Below are 15,336 nucleotides of genomic sequence, written 5' to 3' on the forward strand. Positions count from 1 at the left end.
CTTGTTTTAGTGACCCACGCTGCGTTGCTGATAGTGCTGAGCTAATTGCAAGACCTCGCTCAGCGACCATTGATCGTAGCCATGGACTCCATATTTGCAGGCCACAATGGTGCCATCGGGAGCAATAAGAAAATCGGCGGGCAAGCCCAGCGGGTCTTGGCCTTTTTCGGGCATGCCTGCTCCATGCTTGAACAGGCCTTTGAGTGCTGGCAACCACGATTTTGGGTGCAGTACGGCCCAAATTGAGCTATCAACGCCAAAGGCTGCGTAGAGTTTTTTGGTGGGGTCAGCAATCAGTGCAAAAGGTGCTGCTGCATGGCTGGCGAGCATAGCAGTTTTCGATGAATGAAAGACCGCAACTTCTTGAATTCCAGCCTCAGCTAAGGCCGCATGGCCTTGAATAAATGAACGAATGTGTAAATTGCACATCGGGCAGCCTGCAAACCGCCGAAATTGTAGATGGGTCAATTGCTGCTGGTGGGGAATGCTAATGGCTTGATCTGCAATGCTGATCAAATGCCGTGGATCGATCGTTTGGCCTGCTTGATAACGCGACATACGCTTGCTCCTTGCTACTAAATTCGGTATAATAATTGTGTAGTGATTATTACAGAATAGTATAATAGCAATAAATACTCAAAGCAAGGGGATGTGATGGCAGAGCAAGAACTTTCAACGACGAGCACTCAACGGCGTGGTCGGCCACGCGAATTCGACCGTACCAATGCCTTGGAGTGTGCGATGCGCCAATTTTGGCAGCATGGCTATGAAACACTCTCGATGGCTGATTTGACGAGCTGCTTGGGGATTAACCCGCCAAGTTTATATGCAGCCTTTGGTAGCAAGCAAGCCTTTTTTCTCGAAGCGATTGACCATTATTTGGCCACGCGCGGAGCCTACGTCTATGCCATGCCAAGCGATCAAGGCTCGCCACGGGCGATGCTCGCTCACCTGTTGCAACGGGCAGCTGAAGCCTTTAGCGATGCAGCCTATCCCGCTGGCTGTTTTGTGTTGGCTAGTATTTCGGCAACCTACGATTCATATGAAATTGAGCAAGCTATTGTCGAGCGCTGCCAGCAACGCATGAGCAAAATCGAGGAATTAGTGGCCTTGGGTGTGCAAATGGGCGAGTTGCCAGCTGCCACGAACGCTGAAGAATTAGCCCAATTTTTCGTTTGTGTGTTGCAAGGCATGTCGTTGCAAGCGCGCTTGGGAGCGAGCACCAGCCAACTGCAAGCGATTGTGGCGAATGCGCTGCAATTATGGCCGCAAGCAGCGCGTTTGCGCTAGGCTAGTTTCTGGTACAATGCCTCTCCGGAGGTTCAACTGTGGAACGCACAACGCTTGCAAGTGCTCAAACCACAACGTCATCACCGTTTCCTTGGACGGTGAGCATTGTGATTCCAGCCTTTAATGAAGCCGCAACAATTGGCGGGGTGGTGCGCGAGGTTCGTACACGCTACCCTGAGCTTGAAATTATCGTGGTTGATGATCATTCGAACGATGCCACGGTGGAAATTGCCACCGAAGCTGGCGCACGGGTGATCACTCGTCCTTATAACATTGGCAACGGCGCTGGGGTCAAAACCGGTGTTCGCGCCGCAACTGGCGAAATCGTAATTATTATGGATGGCGATGGCCAGCACAACCCTGCCGACATCGAACGCCTGCTGAGCTATATCGGCGCTTACGATATGGTGATTGGCGCTCGTTCACGCGCAGGCCAAGAAAATTGGCTGCGTTGGTTGGGCAATAGCGCCTTGAACGGCTTAGGTTCGTATCTGACTGGCATGGAAATGCAAGATTTAACCTCGGGCTTTCGGGCCTTTCGGCGTTCAATTTTGCTTGATTATATTCACCTCTTGCCAAATCAATTTTCGTGGCCAACCACCAGCGCCTTGGCCTTTGCCAAAGCTGGCTACCACGTACGCTTCGAGCCAATCGCCATGCAACGCCGCCAGGGTGGGCGCTCCAAGCAAAAGCTGTTGAAGAATGGCTTTAAATTTACGATCATCATTCTACGGATTATCAGCCTATTTAATCCAATTCGGGTGTTTATACCAGTTAGTGGCTTTTTCTTTGTGCTGTGTATTATTTCGTATGTGCTTGGCGCGCTGAACGATAATAATTGGTTGCATTTGCCGCCGACGGCCTTGTTTTGTTTGATTGCAACCATGTTTTTCTTCTGTTTTGGCTTGCTGGCCGAAACAATTGCGGCCCTGCGCTTTGAACGGATTCGCCAATGAAAAAAAGAATTATCAATGGGCTTTTGACGGCGTTGGGGCCTGCAATTTTGATTTGGTTTCTGGCGACCAACGATCTGACGAGTATTTGGAATGTGATTCGCACGACCGATCCATTGCTGTTTGGCGCGTCGGTTGTGCTGGTGTTTCCTTTTCTCTATTCCAAGGGTTGGCGCTGGCGCTTGATTTTGCAAGGCTGGAACATCAACATTAGCCCATGGTTTGCCTCGTTGCTGTATACCTTGGGAATTTTTGTTGGCTCGGTCACGCCTGGGCAGGGCGGCGATGCGGTTAAAGCTTGGTATTTGCGCCGCGAAGGCCATCCCTTGGGGCCAAGCCTGCTCTCAATTGTGGTTGATCGCTTTTTTGATGTAGCGATTATGGGCATTATTGCTGGCTCAGGGTTGTATTTTTATCGCACCTTTTTGCCGGGCAATGTGCAACTCTTGATTATCGCCTCGCTGTTGGGCGTGGTGGTTGGGGTTGCAATTTTGGCTAGTGCTGGCTTGCGGCGCTGGTTTAGCACCAAAGTTTTGCCCGTGGTCGTGCCCGCCAAATTGCGCCAACTCGCGGTCAAAGCAGGCTTGAAAGATCGCGTGTTGCATATGCCGCTGAGCCGGATTGTTACCTTGGTGCTGTTTTCGTTCCTGACCTTGGGCTGGACGTTTGTGCGGCTCTATTTGCTATTTTTGGCAACTGGGGTCAAGATTGATATTGGCCCGTATATGGCCATGATTGCGATCATCTCGTTGGTGAGTGTCATCTCAATTGCGGGGATTGGGATTCGCGATGTAGTAATGATTTTGATTATGACCAACTTGGCTCAGACTGGTCAGATGGTGCCGGTTGCTGGCGGCAGCTTTAGCAGCGAACAAGCTACCAGCTTGGCACTTGGTATCTCAACCCTGTTTTTGGTGTTGAATGTGATTAATGTGGTGCTGGGCTTCTTGGTTTCGTTGCGCTACCCGCTGGGCGATGCCTTGCTCAAAACCGATTTAGCAACTGCTGAAGAGTAGCTTTGCAGTTAAGTATGAGGGATGAAAGATGAAGGATGAGGGATGAAGGATGAGGGACTTTTGGGTTGCAGATGTTTGTTGGCGCGAGCAAGAGGAATTGGCTAGTTACGGAAACCACGAAGGACACGATGAGCACGAAGGGGAATGGGCTATTGGCATTTGATGTGGAGCGTCCCCTCCACCCCCAACCCCCTCTCCCACTGGACGCGGGCGAGGGGGAGCCGACCATTTTTTACCAATGACTTGGGGAAAACCACGGTGTTAAAGCCCCTCGCCCAGTGGATGGGAGCGAGGTTGGGGTAAGGGGATCTTAACACCTACCCTTGTAAGAACCTCCCTCGCCCACTGGATGCGGGCGAGGGGGAGCACTGGTTTTCACCGCACCGTGCGGCAGAACCACGGTGTTAAAGCCCCTCGCCCGCCACGGGGGAGAGGGGTTGGGGTGAGGGGCTTTTAAACCTGTAGACCTACTGAGCAGTATGCGAACTCCCGACCCCGATCCTCAATCCCTGAACCCCAAACTTAAATTTGCCAAATAAACAAGGCCAAGGTTGCCAAGCTGACGGCGATTATTTTGCGGGCGGTCAATTGCTCGCGGAACAATGGCACGGCGATAATCGCGGTGATTGGAGTTTTGAGGTTGATCGCCAGCAGCACAAATGGCAAGGTTGCGGCATCGGACATGGCTTGAGCATGCATCATGGCCACAAAGCCGCCAAAGGTTACCAAGCCGATGACTGCGCCCCAGCCCCACTCGTGGCGACGCACTTGAGGGGTAAGGTGGAGGCCTGGAATCACGCCAGCAGCAAAATCAACAAACATCAACAAGCCAATTTGAGCACCGAAATTGCGGGCATAGGTGACGGCGGCAAAGCTTGAAATGACCAACAAGCCCAAACAAACATAGGTAGCTTTGCTCAAGGTTTCGCTGCCTTTAACTTGCGCGCCAATCAACACCGCAACCGCTGTTAAAATACAGGCTAGCACATTGCCAAGCGTTGGATTGCCAGCCTGCGAGGGCAAATTGATTGTGACTGAGCCAAATTGCAGCGCATTCCAGGCTGCGGGCAACAGCAAAATCACCACTCCAGCAATAACTAAATCTAAATTGCTGATCGCAAAAACCAACGAGGCGGGCGAGTGTTCCAGCGCTTTGGCGCGGGCAATCGTGGCAAAATAAAAGGTTACGCCTGCTAGAAATGCCAAAATTGCCGCAGGCCACGACCACGATTCGCCGCTAGCGATAAAATAAATCAATCCACAGATTGTTGCGATCACGCTTGAAGCATAAACCAATTGCGCCGGACGCGTCCGACTTGCGAGGGCCTTGAACAGCAGCGACAATCCCGAATAGGCCACTACTGCTAAAGCGGTTAATCCAAAAACCATCGTGTTCCACCTTGGTGTGTCACTAAAAAGCTCGATGCTGGCTGGAACAGAGACACCAAAAAAGCGCGGGAAGACCCGCGCCTTAAGACTCGTCAGCGAGGCTACTCTGTAATGGTTTCGCCTGCCGCCGTCCAGGGCGGCTCAACGATACATAAAAACTCTAAGCGTTGCTCGCCATCATTACGCAGCCATTGTGAACAACGGGGCGGAATATAATAATACGAGCCAGCTTCGACTGCATGGGCTTGACCATCAAGCACCATCGTTCCACGTCCAGCGATAATGTAGTATACCTCAGATTGTTCAAGCACATGATCGGCAGTTCGCCCACCAGCTTCAACATAGGCATGGGCTAAACTATAGCCAAGCGCAACCGGATGGCGCTCTGGATGTAGCAGTTCGCGCAAATGGCAGCCATCGCCAGCCACAAACTCGCTTTGATCGCGCAAATGGGCCACGTAAGCTTGTTCGCTCATTCCATCCCCAAGTAGGCTTTTTGCACATCTTCGTCTTCGCGCAAGGTAGCCGCATCGCCAGCTTTAACAATAGCCCCAGTTTGCAGCACGTAGGCGCGATGGGCGATGCCCAAGGCCATCAAGGCGTTTTGTTCGACTACCAAAATCGTCGTGCCTTGGCTGTTGATATTTTGAATAATTTCAAAAATCAGGTCAACCAACACTGGAGCCAAGCCCATCGATGGCTCATCGAGCAACAGCAAGCGGGGACGCGACATAAGTGCGCGACCAATCGCTAACATTTGCTGTTCGCCGCCAGAGAGTGTGCCGCCACGCTGAGCGACCCGCTCCTTCAAACGCGGAAATAGCTCAAACACCCGATCCATATCGCTGGCGATTTCGCTTTTGTTGTTGCGGGTGAATGCGCCCATTTCTAAGTTTTCGCGTACCGTGAGGTTGGCGAAAATCCGCCGCCCTTCTGGCGATTGCGAAATGCCTTGCGAAACAATTTTATGCGCCGGAACGCTATTCAGCGGTTTACCTTCAAACAGCACTTGGCCGGTTCGTGGCGGTGTAATGCCAGAAATTGTGCGCAAGGTTGTGCTTTTGCCAGCGCCATTCGAGCCAATCAGGGTCACAATTTCGCCTTGATTAATTTCCAGCGAAATGCCCTTGAGTGCATGAATGTTGCCATAATACGTATGTACATTTTGCAGTTGCAACATCGCGAATGTCCTTGTTTTAGTAGGCTATAGGCTTTGGGCTATTGGCGATTGAACCGTATTCCCAACCTATAGCTGTACTGTACTGGTTCGTCACGTTAACCACCGATTTCCCCTCACCCCCTAGCCCCCTAGCCCGTCGAACGGGCGAGGGGGAACCCCGGAGTCGTTGCTCCCCTCGCCCGCGTTCAGTGGGAGAGGGGCTGGGGGTGAGGGCATGCTCCTCGTTGTCAATCCAATTAACCATTACCTATAGCCTAGAGCCAATAGCCCTACTTATCAAATACTGGAGCGCCGCCGCCTTTGCCCTTGGCCGCGTGGCCAGTGCCAAGATAAGCTTCGACGACCTTGGGATCGGTTTGGACTTCGCGTGGCATGCCTTCGGAAATTTTAATCCCGCGATCGAGCACGGTCACTCGTTCAGAAATGCCCATGACCACTTTCATATCGTGTTCGATCAGCAGCACGGTTAGTTCGCGCTCATCACGCACCCGATAGATCAACGCGGTCAAGGCATCGGTTTCTTTGGGATTCATGCCAGCGGTTGGCTCATCGAGCAACAACAATTTGGGATCGGTTGCCAACGCCCGTGCCACTTCCAAACGGCGTTGATCGCCATAAGGCAGATTTTTGGCCATTTCGTCGGCGCTATTGCGGCCCAAGCCAACATATTCGAGCAACTCAAAGGCTTTTTGGCGCGCCGCTTTTTCTTCGGCGCGCATGCTGGCAGTGCGAAATAGCGTGCCCAGCAAGCCAGTATTCATGCGGCAATGCTGGCCAACCAATACATTTTCGAGCGCAGTCATATGCGCAAACAAGCGAATATTTTGGAATGTGCGGCCAATCCCAAGCTTGGTCACTTCGCTGGGCTTGGTGCCGTTGATCCGCTTGCCATCGAAAATCATATCGCCATCGCTGGGCGTATACAAACCAGTGATCATATTAAAGAAGGTGGTTTTGCCAGCGCCGTTGGGGCCAATTAGCCCAACAATCGAACCTTTTTCAATTTCAAATGAAACATCGCTCACGGCGGTTAGGCCACCAAATCGCTTGGTAATGGCGCGAGCTTGCAGCAAGGGTGCCATAGCAGGTCTCCTACGCCGCCAACGACGGATCAGCTTCCGCCTCGGCTGCAACACTATTGCTATTGATCGTATCGTCATCGGGATGCAGTTCGGCTTTACGGCGTTCGTTGGGCAAGAGGCCTTCCGGTCGGACGAGCATCATCACTACCAACACAATTCCAAACAGCAACAAGCGTTGTTGAGTCAGATCTTGCAGCGCCGAAACCCCAACCGTACTGCTGCCCGTTGCGCTTGCTCGCTCGTTGGCAATATCGCGGAACAATTCGGCTCCCTTGGGAATAAACATTTTATCAGCGCCTTGAATCAACAAGCCGCCAATAATCACCCCCGTCATATTGCCCAAACCGCCGAGAATCACCATACATAGCAAGATGATCGAGACGCTAAAGTCGAAGGAGCTTGGGAAGATCGCCCCGATAAATGCGCCATAGAACGCGCCACCAAAGCCCGAGAACATCGCGCCCATCGAGAAGGCTAGCAATTTGGTGCGCACGACGTTGATGCCCATTGCATCGGCGGCCAATTCATCTTCGCGCATGGCCATCCAAGCGCGGCCTTGGCGTGAATCACGCAAGCGATTGATGAAGAAAATCGCCAAGCCCATGATCACAATCAGCAGGTAGTACCATGGAATTTTGTTTGATGGCTCGAAATCGCCAATAAATGGCAAATGCGGCGGTGAAATGGGGTTAATCCCTTTGTTGCCACCAGTCAAGTCGACTTGCTCAATCCCAATTGGCATGCCAAAGAAGCGTAAGGTCAAGGTACCACTTGGTGGGCCACCACCAAGGCTACGGAAGAGAATTGGCACAATTTCGCCGAAACCAAGCGTTACAATCGCCAAATAGTCGCCGCGTAAGGGTAATGTCGGCGCACCGAGCGTTAAGCCAGCGATCGCCGCCACCGCCGCTGCCACCCAAATCACCAACCAAAAACTGAGGTTGATGCCAAGGTGCGGCGATGAGAGCATCGCGGTGGTGTAGGCTCCAATCGCGAAAAAGGCTGCATAACCTAAGTCGAGCAAGCCAGCATAGCCCACCACAATATTCAAGCCCAAGGCCAACAGAATGAAGATATAAATTGGAATCAAGGCATCGAGCAACAGCAAGTTGCCAGCCCGATCGATCAACGGAATCAAAAGCACTGGCAAGGCGATAACCGCCAACAGTGGAATGTTTGGGCGCAATGGCAAACTGCGAGCAGCACAAGCAGCGGCCCCCAAGATAGCTGCCGAGAGCGTCGAAAAAGCGAAGGCAAACAGCAAAATCAAAATATCGCTGCCCAAGCCAAGCACATCGGCAAAAATCACGGTTTCGGATAAATGCTCAGCAAACTCGCCAGCATCAACCCCAGCCGCAGGAGCGATCACAAACGCGGTTAAAAGGAGCGCGAGGGCTGTCCATGCCCCGGCAATTGCTCCTGCTTCGGCCCCTAAGATTGCGGCCTTCTTAGGATTGGCCTGCGGGCTACGTTGAAAGACCAGCAAACCAGCCCCTAAACCACTGAGCATTCCCGCAATAATTGCAACCCCTGGTTTATCAGTTCCATAGACAATCGTCATGACCGCGCCGAACAAGCCAGCAATCAAGCCAGCTTTAATCATATCGGGCAATGGCGCACTATACAGCAAACAGAGGGCGGCAATCACCAAACCACCAAGCAATGCTGCACCAATTCCAAGGTTGGGATAATTCCATAGGAAGAATGCCCCAACCGCAAAGCCAATCCCGCCAGTTTTTAAGTAGCGCTGTGTATTTGGCATACAATCCTCGTTTCTAGGCTTTTTGGCCACCTTCTTGCCCGAGCAACCCAGTTGGTCGGAAGAGCAAAATCAAGACAAGAATGGCGAAAATCACCGCATTCGACCAACGTGTACCAATGTATTGATCGCTCAAGGCGAGGATCAAGCCAATCAGCAAGCCACCCAAAGCCGAACCAAGGATATTGCCAATGCCACCAAGCACTGCTGCCGTGAAGGAGAGCAAGCCTGCGGTAAACCCCATGGTAAATACTGCTGTCCCGTTGTAGAGGCCAACGATCATACCGGCAGCACCGCCCAACGCGCCACCAATAAGGAAGGTTACGGAGATGGTGCGGTCGGCGTTGATGCCCATCAAACGTGCTGCGTCGCGGTCTTGTGCGGTTGCCCGAATCGCCTTACCAAGCTTGGTAAAACGCACAAACGAATATAAGCCCGCAAGCAACCCAAGGCTTACAACGGCTACCAGCAGATCTTTATAGGTATATTTCAAACTATTGGGAATAAAAAAGACTTGGCCGTTGGGCAGCAAGTCGGGAATATTCTTGGGGGCAACTGATTGGCTCCCCATCGCATCGGCAACTCGGCCAATTGCATCTGAGCCCAGCCCATCAGCAATTTTATCCCAAATTAGGCCATCGCCAAGGAAGATCCCCAAATTTTGCAACACAAACGACATCCCAATTGCTGAAATCAAGGGAGCCAAACGCGGAGCTTTGCGCAATGGCCGATAGGCAAAGCGCTCAATCCCTGCATTCATCAAGGCAGTGCAGAGCATCACCAAGCCCAAGATGCCAATCAGCGAGAAGAAAATCGTGATACCTGAGCTGGTTTTGGGATCTAAGCCAAACAAACTGATAAAGATCAACGACAAAAATGCGCCGATCATAAATAAATCGCCGTGGGCGAAGTTGATCAACTCCAAAATCCCATACACCAAGGTATAGCCAAGCGCAATTACCGCAATATAGGTGCCTTTGGTCAAACCAATCACCATTTGTTGGGTTAGTTGCCCAGGGTTATCCCACATTTTAAATAAGATCATTTGGTAAATGGGAATGGCAAAGAATCCGAGGAAAATAATCAGGCCGACAATCGAAAATGCCCGTCGCTTGGTCAGAAATGGCTCGCGTGGTACAAGCGGAGCCGCCTGCGGCGACGATGGAGTTTGAGATGCTGCCATAGCGCGTTATTCCTATGTACCCAGCAAGGGGCTGGTGACGATAATCCACACAGGGGAAAGGGACGATCGATCGATCGTCCCTTGGAAACGGTATGCAAACTTATTTGAGGACTTGAACAAATTCGAATGCACCATTCTTGATTTGTTGGCCGCTCATTTGGGTCAACGTCGTGTCGCCACTAGCGTCGAAGCCCCATTTGCCCAACACGCCATCGAAATCTTTGGTTGCGAAGACGTTCTTCAAGATGGTTTCGCGGTTGATGCTATCGCACGATTTGTTGATTGCAGCCAAGGCAACGTTGGTTGAATCATAACCATAAGCAGCGTAGGCTTCTGGCTCGGCGTTGAATTTGGCCTTGTAGGCGTTGTACCATTCGGCACCCTTGCCTTCAAGCTTCGATGGTGGAACGCCACCGAAGGTTGCGTATACGCCTTCAGCGTTATCAGCTCCAGCTGCATCAATAAAGGCTTGTTCGTAGATGCCGTCTGGACCCATGAACTTGACTTTATCAGCGGTCATGCCAGCAGCGCGCATATCTTTGACCAATTGGCCTGCGTTGCTTTGGGTAATCCCACCGAAGTAGATCAAATCTGGGTTGGTGGCGGCGATTTTCGACATCAAGGCTTTGTAGTCGCTAGCCTTTGAGTCGATACCATCACGGCCAAGGATTGTAATGCCATTCTTTTCGGCGGTAGCAGCGAATACGTCGGCAATGCCTTTGCCATACAACTCGGTATCATCGAGCACATAGACTTTGGTTACGCCCAATTCTTTGGCCCAATTGCCTGCTGCTGCACCTTGTAAGTCATCTGCTGGCACAACCCGAGTGTAGTTGCGGGTGCCTTTTGGATAGTAGACTGCTGGTTCGCCTTCAGCGCCTTTGCCTTCCTTGGTCAAGCCAGGGTAGGTGTTGGCTGGGCTGATCATCACAATCCCTGCGTTGTTCAAGATTGGAATCGAAATCTTGGCAGCACCTGAGTTGAAGGTCCCAATGTAGACCATCACATCTTTGTTTGAGGCAGCAGCGTTGGCGTTTTCTGCTTCTTTGGTTTCGTCCCAAGCGCCTTTGGCTGCGGTTGCATCGTCAAGATCTTCATACTTGATTTCAACATTACCATTGCACGCGGCGTATTTGTCTTCTTCTAAACGCATCTTAATGGCGTTTACGATGGTATCTGTTTGTCCTTTTGAGGAACCGGTGCGAGGTAAGCTGCTAACAATCGTGACGGTGGTTTTGGTGCCTGATCCACCAGTTTGGGTACCACATGCGGCCAAAATTACCATGATCATGGTCAAGACGAGCGAGAATGAAAGAAAACGTTTCATAATTCCAGTTGCTCCTTGTTTAAAAGCGAGGAAAGCCTAAAACTGGCTAGCCCAAAGCCATACATGGTTTTAGTGATGAGGCATTAACCTCCTTAAAAGCCACATTGAACTCTAAGGTGCAATCATTGAACGACGAGCTACCTGCAATGGTAGCGGGTTGGATTGGGAGAAAGTAGAGGGACTTATAGGGCGGTAGTGTACACAACGAGCATGGTTTTGTCAAACAATCGAGGTAGGACAATGAGAGGGATGAAGGATGAGGGATGAAGGATGAAATACCAAATCAGAAGTCAAAAGTCAAAAGTCAAAAAGGACGAGGCTATCGGCTATTGGCTATGGGAAGCATCATCACAACAATCTGTGCAATCTGTGGCCAACGGCAAGGATGAAGGATGAGGGATGAAGGGATATGCTCTCCACATGGAGCTTGACGTTCTTCGCGATCTTCGCGTCCTTCGCGGTTTCGGCCTTCGTTCCCTTCGTGATCTTCGTGGATCATACCAAACGGACTCCTAAATCTCCATTTTGCTTGTACAATAAGAACACCTGAGTCGCAGTGGACGAAAGGAGCAAACATGCGACGGATTCTTCTCCTGCTGGGCTTGATCTTAAGCCTCACCATCATTCCCTCCAACTCGCCCGCAACCAGCGCTGCCGAGCCTTCGCGCCCGGTTTTTGCCTACTATTACGGCTGGTGGGGCAGCCAAACGTGGTATCTCGATAAGATTCGCGATCGCCCACTAGAACTCTACGAGAGCGACCGCGATAGCACCATGCTCAACCATATTCGCCAAGCCAAAAACGCTGGCATCGATGGCTTTATTTGTACATGGCGCTATACCTGTGCACGTTTGCTGCAACTCGCCGAGCAAGAAGGCAATTTCAACATCGCCTTCAGCGTTGATCCGGTGGCCGATGGCACGCTTGGCTCAACTCAAGCAATTGTCGATAATATGCGCGAAATGGCTGACCTCGCCAAAAGTAGTGCCTACTGGCATTGGGATGGCAAGCCAGTCTTCATCTTCTGGAACGATACGATTTTGCCTGGTGGCCGTGGCTCACTGAATGATTGGACTGATTTGCGCAATCGCGTTGATCCCAATCGCAATCAATTTTGGCTCGGCGGCGGGGTCAATTTCAATCTCCTCGATGTGTTCGATGCACTCCACTTTTTCGATATTACCTGGGAACGCAAGCAAGGCGATGCCATGAGTTCGTATAGCCGCAATTTGCGCGACTACAACACGCGTCGCAATAGTAACAAACCATTTGTGGCAACTGTTATGCCTGGTTATGATGATTTGCTCTATCGCAACGGCCACTTGCGTGACCGCGAGAATGGCAACTACTACCGCGCTGGCTGGGATACGGCCATGAATTATCAGGCGCGGGCGGTGATTCTGACCAGCTGGAATGAATGGTATGAAGGCAGCCAGCTTGAGCCAAGCCAAAGTTATGGCAATCTCTACCTCGATATTTCGCGCGAAAAAATTAATGCCTTCAAAAATAATGTGCCGACGATTCCCGATGGCTTTGCCGATGCCAACTTTGAGAAAACCTGGCAACGCACCGATAAGCCCGTCCAAGATGCGCGCAGCAACCGCTCGTGGGTTTGGGGGCCAGCAATCGCCAAAGGCCAATACGAGCCATATGGTGGCAGCACGCGCTTAGTCCAATACTTCGACAAATCGCGCATGGAAGTTAATAATCCCAATGGCGACCGCAGCCAGCCATGGTTTGTGACCAATGGCTTGTTGGTGGTTGAAATGATTCGTGGCCAAGTGCAAATTGGCGATAGCTCGTTTGAACAACGCATTCCTGCCGATGAAGCCTTGGGCGGCGATCCACGCGCGATTAACGATGTTGCGCCAGGCTATAGCTCGCTGCGCGATGTTTTGGGTGCGCAGCCCGACAAAACAGGCCAAACCATCGTTACTCAGCTTAAACGCGATGCAACGACCAGCGGCATTGAGGCACCAAGCGTGGTGACCAACGCCAAGTTTGTGAGCCAAACCAGCCATAATATTCCCGATGTTTTCTGGAATTTTATGAACCAACGCGGCACAGTCTATGAAAATGGTCGCTTCGTTGAAGGCCAAGTTGTCGATTGGGTCTTTGCTTTCGGCTATCCGCTGAGCGATGCCTATTGGATGCGGGCCAAACTTGGTGGGACTGAAACCTGGATGTTGGTGCAAGCCTTCGAACGCCGGATTCTGACCTATACCCCAACCAACTCCGCTGCCTTTCAAGTAGAGATGGGCAATGTTGGCCAACACTATCGCCGTTGGCGCTACGGCAACTAAGCGCTAGCATTAAATCAAAACGCGCCCACTTCACATAACGAAGTGGGCGCGTCAATTTAACTAAGCTTATTGAGGACAGCGCATGTTGACACATTCGGGGCCTTTGAGAATATACTCGTTAAAGAAGGCCCGAATTGCAGTTTCATCAACGCTATCCAACAATTGGCGATGGTTCCACGCGGTCAAGGCGATTTTGGTATCCATATTTTCGCGGCTAACCAAAATGGTGCGATATTGTTCGGCGCTTAAGGCAGTAAACAATTTGACCAATTGCTCGTTTTCGGCAGCACTGGTGGCGCTTGGCTTGAACCAAATAATCACCCCGCCATGCTCCATGTTATGCACAATCCGCTCATCTTCTGGCGGATTAGTTTGATAAAGACCCCATTGCGCTGGGCCAGCCCAGTGGCTGCCGGAGGTTGGTGGATTCTGTTTGTATTCCACTTTTGTACCATCAGCAACGTGTTGTTGGCCCTCATCGGGCAATTCTTGCACCACCCCAGTCGTTGAGGGCGCTGTGGTTCCTTCAGCAACCGTCACCTTTTCAACTTCATTGCCATTGCCACGATTCAGCAAGATAACGCCAACCACCACAAGCACTAAGATTAAAGCCCCAATGCCGAAAACCAACGGCAACTGCGATTTTTGGTTCACTTGGCGACGACCACGACGAGGTTGAGACATGCGAAGAACTCCTTGAAATAGATTAAACTGATTGGAACAAGGCAACTGCTACTTGCGCAGCAATTTGAGCATTATTATTGAGTAAAGCGGTGTTGGTGGCGATGCTTTCGCCTTCGGTTTCGCGGGCCATGGCGCTGAGCAAAAATGGGGTAACTGCTGCGCCCCGAATGCCTGCTGCGTCGGCCTGAGCAATTGCCCGCCCAATTGCTGCTTCAACAAATTGAGGATCAAGCGCTTTTTCGACTGGTGGTGGCACTGCCAAGACCATGCCGCTGCCGCCGCCATAGACTCGATGCGCAGCCCAAGTTGCTGCCGCTTGCGCTGGATCATCAACCTTGCGACCTAGTTGCAAGCCGCTGTGGGAGCTATAGAAAGCTGGCAGTTCTTCGGTGGTATAGCCAACTACGGGCACGCCATAGGTTTCGAGCACTTCTAAGCTTGCTGGCAAATCGAGAATCGATTTTGCGCCTGCACAAACCACTAAAACTGGGGTTTTGCCCAATTCGCCAAGGTCGGCAGAAACATCCCAGCTTTCGCGCGCACCACGATGTACGCCGCCAATGCCGCCAGTTGCAAAGACTTGAATACCAGCCAAGCCAGCGATGGCCATGGTTGCCGCAACGGTTGTTGCGCCATCGCGGCCTGTGGCAACAGCGTAGCCAATATCGCGACGGCTCAGTTTCAGCACATCTTTGGCGGTTGCAAAATGCTCAATTTGCTCGTTGGTTAACCCAACATGGACCGCGCCCTGAATCACGGCAATCGTGGCTGGCACGGCTCCTGCTTCCCGCACCGTTGCCTCAAGTTGCAAGGCAATTTCACGGTTATGCGGGTAGGGCAGGCCATGGCTAATGACTGTTGATTCCAAGGCCACCACTGGTTGGCCATTGGCAAACGCTGCTTGCACCTCAGGTGCGAGAATTAAGTTGGTCACAATCTATTCCTTCTGTGGCGATTAAATAAGTAGGTCAGCCTCGATAACTTCAATCGAAACAAAACTATACCATAACTACATCTTCTCCATGCGTGCCAATAGTCCTAAATTAATATTCTAACGCAAGTTACTCAAGAACAAGAGCAATCAAATCAGAAGTCAAAAGTCAAAAGGCAAAAAAGAGTATAGAACGAAAGTATGAAGTCAGAAGTCAAAAGGCAAAAAGGGACGAGGCT

The 15,336-nt window shown here is 51.4% G+C and carries 14 protein-coding genes; 4 read left to right on the plus strand and 10 right to left on the minus strand.

What is annotated here, in order from left to right; all coding sequences use genetic code 11:
- Positions 1–6 precede the first annotated feature (6 nt).
- The gene (locus ACFMKP_RS16655) at positions 7–558 is read right to left on the minus strand and encodes a peroxiredoxin-like family protein (protein ID WP_382293301.1); all 552 of its coding nucleotides are present in this window, start codon (positions 556–558) and stop codon (positions 7–9) included.
- A 96-nt stretch (positions 559–654) separates the two neighbouring features.
- Between ACFMKP_RS16655 and ACFMKP_RS16660 the strand changes: the two genes are divergently transcribed.
- The 3 genes from ACFMKP_RS16660 to ACFMKP_RS16670 are packed head-to-tail and all read left to right on the plus strand — an operon-like array spanning position 655 to position 3,259.
- Positions 655–1,290: a TetR/AcrR family transcriptional regulator gene (locus ACFMKP_RS16660; RefSeq protein ID WP_382293302.1), complete on the plus strand. Its 636-nt coding sequence runs from the start codon at positions 655–657 to the stop codon at positions 1,288–1,290.
- A gap of 38 nt (positions 1,291–1,328) precedes the next feature.
- Positions 1,329–2,246, plus strand: coding sequence for a glycosyltransferase family 2 protein (locus ACFMKP_RS16665; protein WP_382293304.1), 918 nt, complete (start codon positions 1,329–1,331; stop codon positions 2,244–2,246).
- The gene (locus ACFMKP_RS16670; protein ID WP_054534088.1) at positions 2,243–3,259 is read left to right on the plus strand and encodes a lysylphosphatidylglycerol synthase transmembrane domain-containing protein; all 1,017 of its coding nucleotides are present in this window, start codon (positions 2,243–2,245) and stop codon (positions 3,257–3,259) included. The genes ACFMKP_RS16665 and ACFMKP_RS16670 overlap by 4 nt, the downstream gene beginning before the upstream one ends.
- A 522-nt stretch (positions 3,260–3,781) precedes the next feature.
- Here the strand turns inward: ACFMKP_RS16670 and ACFMKP_RS16675 are convergent.
- The 7 genes from ACFMKP_RS16675 to ACFMKP_RS16705 all read right to left on the minus strand — a co-directional run bounded on the left by ACFMKP_RS16675 (position 3,782) and on the right by ACFMKP_RS16705 (position 11,179).
- Positions 3,782–4,648, minus strand: a complete 867-nt coding sequence (locus ACFMKP_RS16675) for a hypothetical protein (protein ID WP_382293306.1) — start codon at positions 4,646–4,648, stop codon at positions 3,782–3,784.
- 101 nt (positions 4,649–4,749) lie between these two features.
- Positions 4,750–5,124: a cupin domain-containing protein gene (locus ACFMKP_RS16680; RefSeq protein ID WP_382293308.1), complete on the minus strand. Its 375-nt coding sequence runs from the start codon at positions 5,122–5,124 to the stop codon at positions 4,750–4,752.
- A complete protein-coding gene (locus ACFMKP_RS16685; protein WP_239584038.1) occupies positions 5,121–5,828 on the minus strand; it encodes an ABC transporter ATP-binding protein in 708 nt (235 codons plus the stop codon). The genes ACFMKP_RS16680 and ACFMKP_RS16685 overlap by 4 nt, the downstream gene beginning before the upstream one ends.
- 269 nt (positions 5,829–6,097) lie before the next feature.
- Complete coding sequence (locus ACFMKP_RS16690) at positions 6,098–6,910, minus strand: ABC transporter ATP-binding protein (protein ID WP_382293311.1); 813 nt, start codon at positions 6,908–6,910, stop codon at positions 6,098–6,100.
- 10 nt (positions 6,911–6,920) lie between these two features.
- On the minus strand, positions 6,921–8,672 hold the full coding sequence (locus ACFMKP_RS16695; RefSeq protein ID WP_382293313.1) for a branched-chain amino acid ABC transporter permease: 1,752 nt from the start codon (positions 8,670–8,672) through the stop codon (positions 6,921–6,923).
- Between the two features lie 13 nt (positions 8,673–8,685).
- Positions 8,686–9,699 (minus strand): branched-chain amino acid ABC transporter permease, encoded by a 1,014-nt coding sequence (locus tag ACFMKP_RS16700; protein WP_382293748.1) that lies wholly within the window; start codon positions 9,697–9,699, stop codon positions 8,686–8,688.
- A 253-nt stretch (positions 9,700–9,952) separates the two neighbouring features.
- Positions 9,953–11,179, minus strand: coding sequence for a branched-chain amino acid ABC transporter substrate-binding protein (locus ACFMKP_RS16705; RefSeq protein WP_382293315.1), 1,227 nt, complete (start codon positions 11,177–11,179; stop codon positions 9,953–9,955).
- A gap of 575 nt (positions 11,180–11,754) precedes the next feature.
- Here ACFMKP_RS16705 and ACFMKP_RS16710 point away from each other — a divergent pair.
- The gene (locus ACFMKP_RS16710; RefSeq protein WP_382293317.1) at positions 11,755–13,482 is read left to right on the plus strand and encodes a glycoside hydrolase family 99-like domain-containing protein; all 1,728 of its coding nucleotides are present in this window, start codon (positions 11,755–11,757) and stop codon (positions 13,480–13,482) included.
- Positions 13,483–13,548: 66 nt separating this feature from the next.
- Here ACFMKP_RS16710 and ACFMKP_RS16715 read toward each other — a convergent pair whose 3' ends face one another.
- Positions 13,549–14,166, minus strand: a complete 618-nt coding sequence (locus ACFMKP_RS16715; protein WP_382293319.1) for a DUF3105 domain-containing protein — start codon at positions 14,164–14,166, stop codon at positions 13,549–13,551.
- A 22-nt stretch (positions 14,167–14,188) separates the two neighbouring features.
- Positions 14,189–15,100 (minus strand): pseudouridine-5'-phosphate glycosidase, encoded by a 912-nt coding sequence (locus ACFMKP_RS16720; protein ID WP_382293321.1) that lies wholly within the window; start codon positions 15,098–15,100, stop codon positions 14,189–14,191.
- Positions 15,101–15,336: the final 236 nt, after the last annotated feature.

Source organism: Herpetosiphon sp. NSE202 (assembly GCF_042688385.1).
In the GTDB taxonomy this organism is placed as follows: domain Bacteria; phylum Chloroflexota; class Chloroflexia; order Chloroflexales; family Herpetosiphonaceae; genus Herpetosiphon.

Bases quoted from the DNA above. Each gene is read 5' to 3' on its own strand.
- ACFMKP_RS16660 (WP_382293302.1), top strand. From the start codon at position 655: ATGGCAGAGCAAGAACTTTCAACGACGAGCACTCAACGGCGTGGTCGG.
- ACFMKP_RS16705 (WP_382293315.1), bottom strand. From the start codon at position 11,179: ATGAAACGTTTTCTTTCATTCTCGCTCGTCTTGACCATGATCATGGTA.
- ACFMKP_RS16685 (WP_239584038.1), bottom strand. From the start codon at position 5,828: ATGTTGCAACTGCAAAATGTACATACGTATTATGGCAACATTCATGCA.
- ACFMKP_RS16680 (WP_382293308.1), bottom strand. From the start codon at position 5,124: ATGAGCGAACAAGCTTACGTGGCCCATTTGCGCGATCAAAGCGAGTTT.
- ACFMKP_RS16715 (WP_382293319.1), bottom strand. From the start codon at position 14,166: ATGTCTCAACCTCGTCGTGGTCGTCGCCAAGTGAACCAAAAATCGCAG.
- ACFMKP_RS16655 (WP_382293301.1), bottom strand. From the start codon at position 558: ATGTCGCGTTATCAAGCAGGCCAAACGATCGATCCACGGCATTTGATC.
- ACFMKP_RS16695 (WP_382293313.1), bottom strand. From the start codon at position 8,672: ATGCCAAATACACAGCGCTACTTAAAAACTGGCGGGATTGGCTTTGCG.
- ACFMKP_RS16710 (WP_382293317.1), top strand. From the start codon at position 11,755: ATGCGACGGATTCTTCTCCTGCTGGGCTTGATCTTAAGCCTCACCATC.
- ACFMKP_RS16670 (WP_054534088.1), top strand. From the start codon at position 2,243: ATGAAAAAAAGAATTATCAATGGGCTTTTGACGGCGTTGGGGCCTGCA.
- ACFMKP_RS16700 (WP_382293748.1), bottom strand. From the start codon at position 9,699: ATGTGGGATAACCCTGGGCAACTAACCCAACAAATGGTGATTGGTTTG.
- ACFMKP_RS16690 (WP_382293311.1), bottom strand. From the start codon at position 6,910: ATGGCACCCTTGCTGCAAGCTCGCGCCATTACCAAGCGATTTGGTGGC.
- ACFMKP_RS16675 (WP_382293306.1), bottom strand. From the start codon at position 4,648: ATGGTTTTTGGATTAACCGCTTTAGCAGTAGTGGCCTATTCGGGATTG.